The following is a 13,310-nucleotide window of genomic DNA, read 5'->3' on the forward strand; positions in this document are numbered from 1 at the left end:
CCCAAGAAAAAGGGCCGCTGAATGCGGCCCGATGTCTTTGTCTTTTCGACTTAGTCTTTTTCGCGGAAATGTTTGCTGGCCTTGATCTGATCCCATGCCCAAACGACTTCGGATAATTGTTCTTCTTGGCTCCGGTCCCCGCCATTCATGTCGGGATGAAGAACCTTGATCAACGCTTTGTATTGCTTGCGAATCTGTGGCTTGGACTGGGTGTCCTTGGCTTCCAGAATTTCGATTGCACGGCGTTCAGTCGGCGGTAGGCGGCGTGTGCTGCCCAGTTTCGCGTTACGCCCCGGGTTCTGGGTCGCATTCTGGCCCAGCACCTGATGTGGATCATCAACCCCCAGACGTGCCCAAGCCCGTTCTTCTTCGGACCGTTTGAACGGCTTTGTTGGCCGTTCCCAGACTTTGTCTTTGGCCTGCTGGGCCATCAATTCAGCTTCGGACGTGCCGTCGAAGAAGTTCCACTTCAGATTGTATTCCCGCACGTGTTCTTGGCAGAACCAGAAATAGTCATCCATTGTGTCGGGTGACTTTGGCGCACGGAATTTGGCCTGCTCTTGGCAGCCTTCATGTTCGCAAACGCGTTGCGATGTCTCTGATGCCCCTGACATCCCCCGTCGGCCGCGCGGATTTTTCTTCTTCGCGCTGGAGACGGACATATCAAAACCAAACGGATCATCTTTCTTCATGTCACGCGACTCCTTGTCTCATCGAGGTGCAGACAATAAACCTTTGGGTGCAGGATAGAAGAGGTTAGGTGCAAAATAATGGGGCTTGAAGTCGAAATAATTGACGCGATCAAAACGAAGCTGAATCCGGCGTCGTTTGAGGTGATCAACGAAAGCCATCTGCATGCGGGTCACGCAGGCGATGATGGGTCCGGTGAAAGCCACTGGAAGATCGTGCTGGATGCACCTGATTTAGCAGACAAAACGCGCATTGCGCGGCACCGCGCAGTGCACGCGGCGTTAGGGCCTGACATCATCAGTAGGCTGCATGCATTGGCGATTTCGTTCCGCTGATCAGTCGGATTTCAGGGGCGGCTCTGTCCGGCCTTGGTCGGCGGCCCCGTCAACTTTCATCATGTGATCCGGCGCTGGGGTTGGCACCGCTGGCGGCGCAGGTGCGACGTCTGGCGCGGCTGGTGATGTCGGTGGGGTGGGTTCTGGCGGCGCAAGTAACGCGGCAGGTTTAGGTTCCGCGCCGGGTACAGCGGCGGCCAGCGGCTTGCGGAACACCATCATATTCTGGAAAACGGTCGTGCGGCCCGTCAAGCCAGACCGTTCTTCGGAAGGGAGCGTATCGGTGCGGACATATTCCCACCCTTCGGCCCCGTATTCGTTCATGATAGTCTGCAGGGCATATGCAAAACGATCTTCGGTGGATTTCACACCACGGGCCTTGAGCCCCTTTTTCGGTGCAGGCACCACTGCATATTCGTAAGACATTTCACCATCCCTGTTAAGATGTCGCCCCTATAGCAAAGAAGGTTGCGCGGGCCAAGCAGAGCAGATGCGGTCACAGCGCCTCTACGCGGTTTTTGACCACTGTGAGGATCGCTTCGTGGAAGTCTTCAAAGAAGAAGTGATGCCAGAACTTTGCGTACGCCCCTAGTTCTGATCCGTCGTAGGTACGTGTGGTTAATGTCAGCTGCGTGCCTGTCTCAGTTGCGGCCAACGTATAAGAGCCCGAAAGCACATCAAAATACGGACTGCCGACTGTGATGTGCGGATCTTGGATGCCGTCTACGATCCAGTTCTCGGGAAAGCTGAAGTCCCACGCGATGTGTTTGTCGGGAATGACGGCTGTGATGTTTTCGCGGAAATGGATGCCGTCACCCCAGTACGAATGCCGCACCGCGCCGCTGCTCGTGTCTTCCCAAACGGCTGCTGTTGGTTTCGGAATGCCGAGCCAATGTGACGGCAGGGTTGGAACTTCGGATGGTGCGATGTCAGGGATGTTCTGCAGCATTGCGTAAACGTCAGCAGGTGCCGCCTGAATGATGATCGTATTCGATATGGTGTATGTGGTTTGCGGTGCTTTTGCATATCCAAGTGCAACAAGCAGCATAATGGGTGCAACAACGGCTTTAAGTGTACCATGGGACTTGTCGCGCCAGCGAAGGGCAACAACCATAAATAGACCGCCCAGCATCACACCAAACAAGATTGGACCGACGGCCATGGCAATGCACACCATTCCTTCGAGACCGGACACGAAGGACAGGGCGACTGACCCCAAGGTGATTCCACCCAACCACAAAATACTGCCCCACAGTGTATTCAGTTGGTTCTTAGGCTTGAAATAGTAGATGACCGCGCCCGCAATCATTGGAAATCCGATGAGGAAAGCAAAGCTAACCGTATTGGCCCCACCCGTTAACGCGAGCGCATAAAGACCAAGGAATGCACAGCAAAGAATGACAGCCGGAAGAAGAACATAGAGCGCGCGCTTCAACATTGGTTGCATTTCAACTGTCCGTAGATGCGTGCGAGTGGGTCGGCGGAATTAATCCGCCGACATCAGGGCTTAAAGGCCTAGTTTTTCGCTGACCAATTTGTTCACGGCCGCGGGGTTCGCTTTGCCGCCTGTCGCCTTCATCACTTGGCCGACGAAGAAGCCGACCAGCTTCGGGTTCACTTTGGCTTTTTCGACCTGCGCGGGGTTGGCGGCGATGATTTCATCCACAGCGGCCTCGATCGCGCCTGTGTCTGTGACCTGCTCCATGCCTTCGGTCGCGACGATTTCTTCGGGGTCACGGTCAGAGGTGTAGGCGATTTCGAACACGTCTTTGGCGATCTTGCCGCTGATCTTGTCGGATTTGATCAGGCCGACGATCTGGCCCAAACGTGCCGCTGAAATTGGGCTTTCGGTGACGTCTTTGTCGTCTTTCTTAAGGCGCCCAAACAGTTCGTTGATCACCCAGTTCGCCGCCAGTTTGCCGTCGCGGCCTTCGGCCACGGCTTCAAAGAACGCCGCGTTGGTCACGTCGGCGGTCAGCACGGAGGCGTCGTAGTCGGACAGGCCGAAGTCCGCCATGAAACGGGATTTCTTGGCGTCTGGCAGTTCCGGCAATTTGGACGCCAGATCATCGACCCAGTCCTGTTCGATTTCGAGCGGCAGCAGGTCCGGATCGGGGAAGTAGCGGTAATCGTGTGCTTCTTCCTTTGACCGCATAGAACGCGTTTCGTTCTTGTCCGGATCGTAGAGCCGTGTTTCCTGCACAACCTCTTTGCCGTCCTCGACGAGGGCGATCTGGCGGCGGGCCTCCACATCAATGGCGGCTTGAATAAACCGCATCGAGTTCATGTTTTTGATTTCGCAGCGCGTGCCGAGGTGGCTAAAGTCCTGCGTTTCCATGTATTTCTCGTATTGGCCCGGACGGCAGATCGATACGTTCACGTCAGCCCGCAGGTTGCCGTTTTGCATGTTGCCGTCGCAGGTCCCGAGGTAGCGGAGGATTTGGCGTAGTTTCGACACATAGGCAGCTGCTTCTTCAGGCCCACGGATGTCAGGACGCGATACGATTTCCATCAGCGCCACGCCGGTTCGGTTCAGGTCCACGAAGGACATGTTCGGGTCCATGTCGTGCACAGATTTACCAGCGTCTTGTTCAAGGTGGATGCGTTCCACGCGGACGTTGCGGGCTGTGCCGTCACCGAGTTCGACCAAGACTTCACCTTCGCCGACGATCGGGTGGTAAAGTTGGGAAATCTGGTAGCCTTGCGGCAGATCAGGGTAGAAGTAGTTCTTCCGGTCGAAGGCAGAGAACAGGTTAATTTCGGCTTTCAGGCCCAGACCCGTGCGAACCGCCTGCGCGACGCATTCTTCGTTAATGACGGGCAACATGCCGGGCATGCCTGCGTCCACGAAGGCCACGTTGCTGTTCGGCTCTGCGCCGAAGAGGGTGGATGCGCCGGAAAAAAGTTTCGCTTTGGTCGCGACCTGCGCGTGGACTTCAAGGCCGATCACAAGCTCCCAATCATGCTTCGCACCAGCGATCACTTTGGGGGCAGGGGTGTCGTATGTCAGGTCCAACATGGGGTCTCTCCGTCAGGGTGTTGCTGCGTTCTAAGACAGGGGGCAGGCAGGGACAAGAGGATGCGGGGATTTGGGTGTTTTGTTGGTAAGGTGGGTGTTGGTTTGGAGCCGTCAATCACGGTGTTGAAAACACCTGTTTTATACGGTGGTCGGTCAACGGGCTAATGTGTGACTGCGATAAACTGAATTTATGCGTTACGCGCAGGCCTATTCGATGCGGCCTTGTTGCCGCATCTCTTGAAGCAGGCGACTACAATTTTGATGGTCGGCAAATAGCAAAGAGATCGTAACGGCTTGATAGGGGCACCACTGGGGTGATGTCGCGTCTTTAGGTTCGGCCATGCCAAAACCCTGCGCGACGAATTCAGCCAGTGGGATTGCGTTTTTGGCCCAGTAGGCAATGATTTCATCGCTAACGCCGCCCACATCCGTCTCTTGCGCACTTACTGGTCCGGACAAAATTAGGGCGAGACCAAGCCATTTTGTCATGCCGTGTGCGTTCATCAGGATCACCATTGTAACAGGCCCCGAGGTATGTCGCGGCATCCACAATGGTTTACCGCCAGCCTTAGACATTTTCTAGTTCAAATCGCTCAAGTTTTAAGGGCCGCCGAGGGCTATGGTGTGAACGTTCCACAGTAATCGTTGTATCTGTTGCACTGTAAACGGGTGAGTGGTTTCAAGCGTTGCCCCGCCTGCATCTGAAATTCCGCTTGCATTCATGCGCATGCGCAAGGCAAATTTTGCGCCATGATGAATGCCAAGACACTTCTGGGGGGGATTTTGGCGATATGTGTGGGGGCCGCTGCCATGGCCGACACACCTGTCAGACCCTTCTCGCGCGATGATGCTGCGACTTTGCAGGCCGAGGCCGCTGCAAATCGCCTTGCAGGGTTTCGTGTGCAGGCCCGTCCTGCCCACATGATCCGGTATCCGGCCATAGTGGAAACACGCGCGCCCGATGTGCGCCCTGTTGCGCGATCCAGCTTTTTGCCGAACACACGTTGGACTCATAAGGACGGGTCTGATTTGTGGACGCGTGCTGCGATGACGGCGATTTCGGGTCATGGTGACGGGCTCGAATCACTCGTTCCGCGCGACATTGACACGTGGTGTCCTGCTTATATTGAAAACGGCCCCGAACAGCGCCGTGCGTTTTGGGTGGGTGTCATGTCGGCTTTGGCCAAGCATGAAAGCACCTATAATCCAAGTGCCGTGGGCGGCGGAAACCTTTGGTTTGGTCTGCTGCAAATCTATCCGGATACGGCACGCCGCTATGGCTGCTACGCCCGCACTGGCGAGGCGTTGAAAGATCCCGAGGATAACCTGTCCTGTGCTGCCCGCATTATGAACGTGACGGTCGCCCGCGATAACGCGATTGCGGTGCGCGATAGCCGTTGGCGCGGCATTGCTGCGGATTGGGGCCCGATGTCGAACCGGAGCAAGATTTCGGAAATGGCCGCTTGGACAAACCGTCAAAGCTATTGCAAGCCACAGGTCAACATCCGCCCGCAGGCGCGTCCAGCGGGCAATTGGGACGTGACCGTGTCCACTATGACAGCGCCTGCGAACGGGTAAGATCTATCGCGTTTGGCGCTGTGCGTGCTTCTTTTGGTCTTAAATATCCCCGCCGGAGGCTCCGACGCTTAGCCTAGACGCGACAATAGTGGTCGGGTCACGGCCATCATATCAATCTCTGGCGTCGGCTTTTCACCCAGTAGCAACGTGGCATCCCGCAGCACGGCGATGCCGTCGTCCGCTGATTTCGGTAAGGTGCGGCCTTGGATGTGCGGACCGACCGTGACTTGGAACGGCTGTTTGTGCTTGTTCAATGTCTCGTGGAACAGTGTGATGTCGCGCAGTGTCGGGTGGATGCGGTCGAAGAGATAGAACAGCGCTGAATTGCGGGCGCGAATGTTCACGGGCACGACGGGCAGGTCGAATTTGCGCGCGAGCATTGCTGCCGACGCCATCCATGGACGTTCCCATAGGCGCAGGCCGCGTCGTTTGGCCAGCCGCCCCGACGGAAAGATCACGCCGAGCCTGCCTGCATCCGTTGCTTTGCGGACGTATTGCATCGTTTCGCGCGCAGATGTGCGGCTGCGTTTTTCGAGCCGCCATTCGACGGGGCAGATCATGTCATCCATTTGTGGCAGAACACGCAAAATGTCTTTGTTCGCGAAGAAATAGGTGTCCGGTCGTCTTTGCGCGATCAGGTGGTGCAGTATGATGCCGTCCGCGATGCCCGTCGGGTGGTTTGCCACGATTAATGCGGGACCCTCTGCAGGAATATGACCCAGACCCGTTGCTGTCACGTGTTGGGACAGCATCTGTCCCATTGTGTGCATCACGTCAGCCGCAGATGCGTTTTCCAGCTTTTCTGCCAAGGCGACGGTTTCGCCGTAACCAAGCAGGTGATCAAGCGACTGTTGTGCGACTTGCGTCAGTGCGGTGTTGCGCCCCAGCCAAGGGGCGCGTTCGTGGATCAGGGGATCAATGCGATGTCTCATGGGATGCACCATGTGGTGCAACCGTAACAGGCAAATGACAGATTGCGGGGATAGGCGATCTACGCCGTATCGAGGATACGTGTCACCATTTCGCGTGTGTCGCCGGACAGGTTTGGTGTCGCTGCGATCCGGTTGAGCGCCGCCTTCATTTTTTCCTGACGCCCCGCATCGTAACGTTTGAAACTATCAAAGGCCGTGACCACCCGCGCGGTGGTTTGGGGGTTGATCGCGTCTAGTTTCACCAGCCAATCCGCCAGCAGCGCATAGCCACTACCGTCCGCGCGATGGAAACCGGCGGCGTGTCGTGCGAACGCGCCAAAGACTGCACGGAACCGGTTTGGGTTCTTTTCGTTGAAGTCGGGGTGGGCGGCCAAGGCTTTGACCGTCGCGACTGTGTCTTCTGGTGCGCTCAGCGCGACTTGGAGCCCGAACCATTTGTCCATGACCAGACGGTCGTCGGACCATTGGTCTGCAAATGCCGCTAGCTGCGTTGTTTCGTGCCCGTTCCACAGCAATGCTGACAGCGCACTGATTTGTTGCGTCATGTTGTCTGCGGTCGCGAATTGCTGGGCTGCTTGTTTGCCGCCATCAAGCCGCGAAATCAGACCCAAGACCGCGTTCCCCAAATCGCGTTTGCCTGCTGGTCCAGCGTCAGGGCTATAGTCCCCATCAACGGTCATCGCCGCATAGAGCGCGGCAAGGTGATCCTGTAGATGTTCTGCTAACGCCTGCCTGAGTGTTTGGTGGGCCAGATGGATTGCATCTGGATCAGGTATAACCCCCTGCATATGCAGCGCTTGGGCTGTTTCAGCTTGGCTTGGGAACGACAAAAGGAACGCGCGGTAGGCTGGATCAAGATCGTTGTCACGCACAGCCACGCGCATCGCATCAAGGTAGCGCGTATCAGGCGCTGTTTCGTGCATCACCATCCGGCATAGAACGTCGGACACCAGTTTCCGGCCCGCGTCCCAGCGGTTGAAGGGATCACTGTCACGAGCAAGTAAAAGCGCCCGATCCGCGTCCGATTGCGTTTGTGACAGTGTGATGGGTGCTGTGAAGCCACGATTGATCGACAGGATCGGACGGGCAGGAAGCCCTGCGATGACAACAGTTTTGACCGTATCGTCGAGGATCAATAGCTGTTCAGCCTGCATTTCGGCCCCGTCTTGGCCGATCAACGCGTAACGCAATGGGATAACGCGGGCAGGCCAATCGATGCGACCAAGCGCGTCAATGGACTGTGACAGGTGTAAAGTCAGGGTGCTGTCGTTCCATTCTTCGGTGACGGTGACGTGGGGCGTGCCGGGATCGGTCCACCAGCGCGTGAACTGCGTAAGGTCGGTATCCATCGCCTGTTCGAAACAAGCGCGGAAATCTTCGATGGTGGCCGCGTCGCCGTCGTGGCGGTCGAAATACAGGTCAAGCGCTGCTTTGTAGCCTTCGTCACCCGCGAGGGTATGCAGCATGCCGATAATCTCTGCCCCTTTTTCGTAGACGGTCGCTGTGTAGAAGTTGTTGATTTCGGAAAAGCTGGACGGGCGGGGCGGGTGTGCCAGTGGTCCGGCATCTTCGCGAAACTGTGCTGCGCGCAATGTGATCGCGTCGTCGATCCGTTTGACAGGGGCGGATCGCATGTCTGCGGTGAACTGCTGGTCGCGGTAGACGGTCAGTCCTTCTTTCAGGCAAAGCTGGAACCAGTCGCGGCAGGTGATCCGGTTGCCTGTCCAGTTGTGAAAGTATTCGTGGGCGATGATCGCTTCGATCCGTTCAAAGTCTGCATCTGTCGATGTGGTAGGGGATGCGAGAACACAGCTGGAGTTGAAAATGTTCAATCCCTTGTTCTCCATTGCCCCCATATTGAAGTCATCGACGGCCACGATGTTGAAAATGTCCAAGTCGTATTCACGGCCGTAGACATCTTCGTCCCATTTCATCGACCGTTGCAGTGCGCCCATCCCGAAAGCGCATTTGTCTTCATCGGGCCCCGGGCGCACGTAGATGTTTAATGCGACGTCGCGGCCTGACATTGTTGTAAATGATCCCGGATGTGCCACCAGATTGCCCGCGACCAGCGCGAAAAGGTACGCGGGTTTTGGCCACGGATCGTGCCATTCGGCCCAGCCGTCGCCGGACGCCTGCGGATTGCCGTTGGACAGCAAGACAGGATAGTCGCCTTCGATCCGCACGGTGAAGACGGCCATCACATCGGGCCGGTCGGGGTAGTAGGTGATTTTGCGAAACCCTTCGGCTTCGCATTGGGTGCAGTACATGCCGCCGGACATATAGAGCCCTTCAAGCGCGGTGTTGGTTTCCGGCGATATCGTGACCTCTGCTTCCCAGATGAACGGGGCGTTGGGCGCGTCGCAGATGAGACCGTCGTCAGTGAGCGTGGGATCTACAGGCGCGCCGTCTATTTTGGCGGAGACCAAGTTCAGTTCCGTGCCGTGTAGAGAGAAGGTGCTGTCGGTCGCATCCGGATTAGGTCGGAACGCGATACGGCTGATCACGCGGGTCTGGGTTGGGTGCAGATGGAAGGTCAGGTGAACATCGTCGATCAAATAGGCGGGCGGGGTATAGTCTGCCAGATAGATGACGGACGGCGCGGAATCTTTCATGGGACAGCCTTTATGATACGCAGGGTTGATCTAACTATTGGGAACCCGCCCCCGAACTGCAAGCGAAAGGCAGACCATTGGCAAAGATGCGCAAGAAATCAGATTTACCCCAGAAAATATGTATCGTGTGCGAGAAACCGTTCACATGGCGCAAGAAATGGGCAACGGTTTGGGACGAGGTCCGCTACTGCTCTGACCGGTGTCGGCGGGTCAAATGAAAGATTGGTAAAAAGATTTTACCAGATTTGTTGCCTATAGGAAACTTTTGTTCTAATGGTGATGAAAGCCGTGCTGCGGATACTCAATTTGTACTGAAAGGCCCGATTATGACTGCTTATGTGACACGTGATGAATTGCAAGTTGACCCTGTCCTTGCTGATTTTATTGAACAAAAAGCGTTGCCAGATACAGGCATTGCCCCGCATACGTTCTGGGCCGGATTGTCGGGCCTGATTCATGAGATGGGCCCGAAGAACCGCGCTTTACTGGAAAAACGGGCCGAAATTCAGGAACAAATCGATGGTTGGCACGTCGCGAACCGCGGTCAGGACCATGATCCGGTCGCGTACAAAGCGTTTCTGACGGACATTGGTTATCTGGTGCCCGAAGGGCCGGACTTTGAAATCGAGACAACAAACGTTGATCCTGAAATCGCATCTGTGCCGGGTCCGCAATTGGTTGTGCCGATTATGAATGCGCGGTTTGCGCTGAACGCTGCGAATGCGCGGTGGGGCAGCTTGTACGATGCGCTTTATGGCACCGATGCGCTGGGCAGCACTGCACCGAAGGGTGGCTATGACGCGGAACACGGTGCGAAAGCGATTGCATGGGGGCGCAAGCATCTGGACGATGTGGCACCGCTGGCCGAAGGGTCTTGGGCGGACATCGACGGGCTTGCCGTGGATAATGGCAACCTTGTGCCTGCGCTGAAAGACCCGAACCAGTTTGTGGGCGGCAATGCTGACGACAACGGTCTGACGGATGTATTTCTGCGCGCCAACGGTCTGTTGATTGGTGTGATCATTGATCCGGAATCCAACATCGGTAAAACCGACAAGGCGGGTATTGCGGACATCATGCTGGAAAGCGCGTTGTCGGTGATTATGGACTGCGAAGATTCAGTTGCCGCTGTGGATGGTGAGGACAAAGTCGTCGCCTATGCCAATTGGCTTGGTCTGATGCAGGGCACCTTGTCCGAGACTGTGACCAAGGGCGGCGAGACGTTTGAACGTGTCCTGAACGACGACATTGGTTTCACGGGCAAGAAGGGGCAGGAAATCCGTTATAAGGGTCGCGCATTGATGCTGATCCGCAACGTGGGTCATTTGATGACGAACCCTGCTATTCTGGATCGCGACGGTAATGAAGCGGGCGAAGGGCTGATGGATGCGATGATCACGACGATGATCGCGATCCACGATCTGCGCCGTCAGGGCGGGAATACGATCACCGGTTCCGTTTATGTCGTGAAACCAAAGATGCATGGCCCAGAGGAAGTTGCTTTCGCTGACGAGATTTTCACAGCTGTTGAAAAGGCGCTGTCGCTGCCTGCGAACACCGTGAAGCTGGGGATCATGGACGAAGAACGGCGCACGTCCGCCAACCTGAAGGAATGTATCCGTGCCGCGAAATCGCGGGTCGCATTTATCAACACAGGGTTCTTGGACCGCACCGGCGACGAAATCCACACGTCGATGGAAGCGGGGCCAATGGTGCCGAAGGGCGAGATGAAATCGTCTGCGTGGATCAACGCATATGAAGATCGCAACGTTGACATCGGTCTGGCCTGTGGCCTGCAGGGCAAGGCGCAAATCGGCAAGGGGATGTGGGCGATGCCTGATCGTATGGCCGAGATGCTGGACGCCAAGGTCGGCCATCCGATGTCAGGTGCGAACTGTGCGTGGGTGCCGTCACCAACGGCTGCGACGCTGCACGCCACGCATTACCACAAGATCGGTGTGCTTGACCGCCAGAACGAGATCAAAGCAGGCGGTGCCCGTGGCACGCTTGATGATCTGCTGACAATTCCTGTGGCACGCGGGGCGAACTGGTCCGAGGACGAAATCACCCGCGAGATCGAAAACAACGCGCAAGGGATTCTTGGCTATGTTGTGCGCTGGATTGATGCCGGTGTCGGCTGTTCCAAGGTGCCGGATATCAACGATGTGGGCCTGATGGAAGACCGCGCGACCTGCCGGATTTCGTCGCAGGCGCTGGCAAACTGGTTGCACCATGACGTCGTGTCTCAAGAACAGGTGATGGCGGGCATGCAGAAAATGGCCGAAGTCGTTGATCGTCAGAACGCGAACGACCCGAGCTACATTCCGATGGCTCCGAACTTTGACACAGTTGCGTTCCAAGCTGCCTGTGATCTGGTGTTCCAAGGCCGTGTGCAGCCGTCTGGTTATACGGAACCTGTGCTGCACCGCCGTCGCCAAGAATTCAAAGCGCAAGCTTAACACACTCATCTAAAGGAGCCTGCAAATGGCTGAGATTTCGATTGAAAACGCGCGCGTAATCATTGCGCAAACCATCGCTAAGGGCCGTGAAATGGGTCTGAAGCCGCTGTCTGTTGTGGTGTTGGATGCAGGCGGTCACGTCAAAGCATTTGAGCGTGAAGATGGCGCTGCTCCGGGTCGTTTTGCGATTGCGCACGGCAAGGCCTACGGCTGCGTGATGCTGGGTATGACGGGGTCTGCGCAGATGGCGCGGGCCGAACAGCAGGCTTATTTCATGGACGCTGTGAATGGTGCCTTTGGTGGTCAGGTTGTGCCTGTCCCGGGGGGCGTGATTGTGCGCGGTGACGATGGTGCCGTGATCGGCGCTGTGGGTGTTACAGGCGACACAAGCGACAACGATCTTGAAGCGGCGATGGCCGGAATTGCGGCAGCTGGCCTGAAAGGCGAAGGCTAACGCAATAGGACGCGCAAGTCCGTTAAACCATGTATCCCCGTCCTTGTTGTATAGGACGGGGAACTATCCGGCACAGCCAAGACGGTGTCCGGAAAGCGGGTGAATAGCTGTGTGATCGCGATCCGCGCTTCCGCCCGTGCCAACTGCATCCCCAAACAGACATGTGGTCCGTGCCCAAAACCGATGTGCGCGTTGGGTTGGCGACGTGGCTGAAACGTATCGGCTGCATCAAAGCGGTCAGGATCACGGTTGGCAGCGATCAGGAGTGGCATGACGGTGTCGCCTCTGCGCAGTTGCACCCCTTCAAAAGCGACGTTGCGGGCGACGAAATGCGGCTTCGTCAGCATCACTGGTGAATCGTGGCGCATGACTTCTTCGATCAGCAGGGGCAGGGCGTCGGGGGTATCGCGGACGGCTGCCCGTGCGTCTGGCCATGTAAGTATGCTGAGAATGGTCATGGTGATCAGGTGGACGGTCGTTTCGTGACCCGCCACGAACAGTGTGAACACCATCGCCAGCAATTCGTCGTCGTCCAGTTTGTCGCCTGCGGCCTCTGCGGCGACCAGTTCGGATATTAGTCCGGGGCGGGGCGATATGCGTTGCGCCGCGAATGCGTCGCGGAAGTATTGCATCAAGCGACGTAGGCTTGGCAGGGCGAGCAGCAGGGACATGCCGTTGACGGGACCCGATATGGGCGCAATCCATTGTGCGATACGGGCGCGGTCTGCCGGATCAATACCCAGCAATATACAAATCGCCATCAACGGTAGCGGACGGGCGTAACTGGACAGGATATCGACGGGCCCCTGTGTGTCTAAACCTGCAAGCAGGCCATCCGCTATGTCTGTCAGTTCAGGTTCCATGTCTGCGATCTGGTGACGCGCAAAGGCCTGATCGACCAAGCCGCGCAACCGTTTGTGATCTGTACCGTCCGCGCCAAGCATGTTGCGCAACAGAGGTTTCATAAACTTCGGTAACCACCAAACCGACGCATCAAGGCCGCGTCCGGTGATCGGTTTAGGGTTCCGGACAAAAAGGTCGGTTTTCTTTAGGACGCTGCGGGCGGTTTGATCATTGGTGGTTACCCAAACTTCACCTAACAAAGGTATCTTTGCGCGTACGAGTGGCGCATCTTCCCGCATGTGTGTGAGTTGCGATGTCGGATCAGCCAGAAATGACGAAGAATTCAGCGAATAGCGCATATCGGTATCATTACGGCCTGTGCATT

General features: G+C 56.6%; 13 protein-coding genes. 5 read left to right on the top strand and 8 right to left on the bottom strand.

Annotated features, from left to right (window positions below; translation table 11 throughout):
- Positions 1-50: 50 nt before the first annotated feature.
- Positions 51-692, bottom strand: coding sequence for a J domain-containing protein (locus K3729_08445; protein UWR00778.1), 642 nt, complete (start codon positions 690-692; stop codon positions 51-53).
- A 78-nt stretch (positions 693-770) separates the two neighbouring features.
- On the opposite strand from K3729_08445, the gene K3729_08450 reads away from it, so the two are divergent.
- Positions 771-1,025, top strand: coding sequence for a BolA family transcriptional regulator (locus K3729_08450; protein UWR00779.1), 255 nt, complete (start codon positions 771-773; stop codon positions 1,023-1,025).
- On the opposite strand, the gene K3729_08455 is transcribed toward K3729_08450, so the two are convergent.
- The 4 genes from K3729_08455 to K3729_08470 form a co-directional block, all read right to left on the bottom strand.
- On the bottom strand, positions 1,026-1,451 hold the full coding sequence (locus tag K3729_08455) for a DUF4177 domain-containing protein (GenBank protein ID UWR00780.1): 426 nt from the start codon (positions 1,449-1,451) through the stop codon (positions 1,026-1,028).
- Between the two features lie 70 nt (positions 1,452-1,521).
- Positions 1,522-2,463, bottom strand: coding sequence for a polyketide cyclase/dehydrase (locus tag K3729_08460; protein ID UWR00992.1), 942 nt, complete (start codon positions 2,461-2,463; stop codon positions 1,522-1,524).
- Between the two features lie 69 nt (positions 2,464-2,532).
- Positions 2,533-4,044, bottom strand: a complete 1,512-nt coding sequence (gatB, locus tag K3729_08465) for an Asp-tRNA(Asn)/Glu-tRNA(Gln) amidotransferase subunit GatB (protein UWR00781.1) — start codon at positions 4,042-4,044, stop codon at positions 2,533-2,535.
- Positions 4,045-4,251: 207 nt separating this feature from the next.
- Positions 4,252-4,620, bottom strand: coding sequence for a hypothetical protein (locus K3729_08470; protein ID UWR00782.1), 369 nt, complete (start codon positions 4,618-4,620; stop codon positions 4,252-4,254).
- A gap of 177 nt (positions 4,621-4,797) precedes the next feature.
- Between K3729_08470 and K3729_08475 the strand changes: the two genes are divergently transcribed.
- Positions 4,798-5,622, top strand: coding sequence for a lytic transglycosylase domain-containing protein (locus tag K3729_08475; GenBank protein ID UWR00993.1), 825 nt, complete (start codon positions 4,798-4,800; stop codon positions 5,620-5,622).
- Between the two features lie 68 nt (positions 5,623-5,690).
- Here K3729_08475 and K3729_08480 read toward each other — a convergent pair whose 3' ends face one another.
- Positions 5,691-6,566 carry a lysophospholipid acyltransferase family protein gene (locus tag K3729_08480; GenBank protein UWR00783.1) on the bottom strand — a complete coding sequence of 292 codons (876 nt, stop codon included), beginning with the start codon at positions 6,564-6,566 and terminating at the stop codon, positions 5,691-5,693.
- Positions 6,567-6,613: 47 nt separating this feature from the next.
- Positions 6,614-9,169 carry an aminopeptidase N gene (gene pepN / locus K3729_08485; protein ID UWR00784.1) on the bottom strand — a complete coding sequence of 852 codons (2,556 nt, stop codon included), beginning with the start codon at positions 9,167-9,169 and terminating at the stop codon, positions 6,614-6,616.
- A gap of 86 nt (positions 9,170-9,255) precedes the next feature.
- Here pepN and K3729_08490 point away from each other — a divergent pair, with 86 nt between their 5' ends.
- The 3 genes from K3729_08490 to K3729_08500 all read left to right on the top strand — a co-directional run bounded on the left by K3729_08490 (position 9,256) and on the right by K3729_08500 (position 12,082).
- On the top strand, positions 9,256-9,387 hold the full coding sequence (locus tag K3729_08490) for a DUF2256 domain-containing protein (protein ID UWR00994.1): 132 nt from the start codon (positions 9,256-9,258) through the stop codon (positions 9,385-9,387).
- A 108-nt stretch (positions 9,388-9,495) separates the two neighbouring features.
- The gene (locus K3729_08495) at positions 9,496-11,628 is read left to right on the top strand and encodes a malate synthase G (GenBank protein ID UWR00785.1); all 2,133 of its coding nucleotides are present in this window, start codon (positions 9,496-9,498) and stop codon (positions 11,626-11,628) included.
- Between the two features lie 25 nt (positions 11,629-11,653).
- On the top strand, positions 11,654-12,082 hold the full coding sequence (locus K3729_08500; GenBank protein ID UWR00786.1) for a heme-binding protein: 429 nt from the start codon (positions 11,654-11,656) through the stop codon (positions 12,080-12,082).
- Here K3729_08500 and K3729_08505 read toward each other — a convergent pair.
- The gene (locus K3729_08505) at positions 12,079-13,284 is read right to left on the bottom strand and encodes a cytochrome P450 (GenBank protein ID UWR00787.1); all 1,206 of its coding nucleotides are present in this window, start codon (positions 13,282-13,284) and stop codon (positions 12,079-12,081) included. The genes K3729_08500 and K3729_08505 overlap by 4 nt on opposite strands.
- Positions 13,285-13,310 lie beyond the last annotated feature (26 nt).

This window comes from Rhodobacteraceae bacterium S2214 (genome assembly GCA_025141675.1).
Classification (GTDB): domain Bacteria; phylum Pseudomonadota; class Alphaproteobacteria; order Rhodobacterales; family Rhodobacteraceae; genus Yoonia.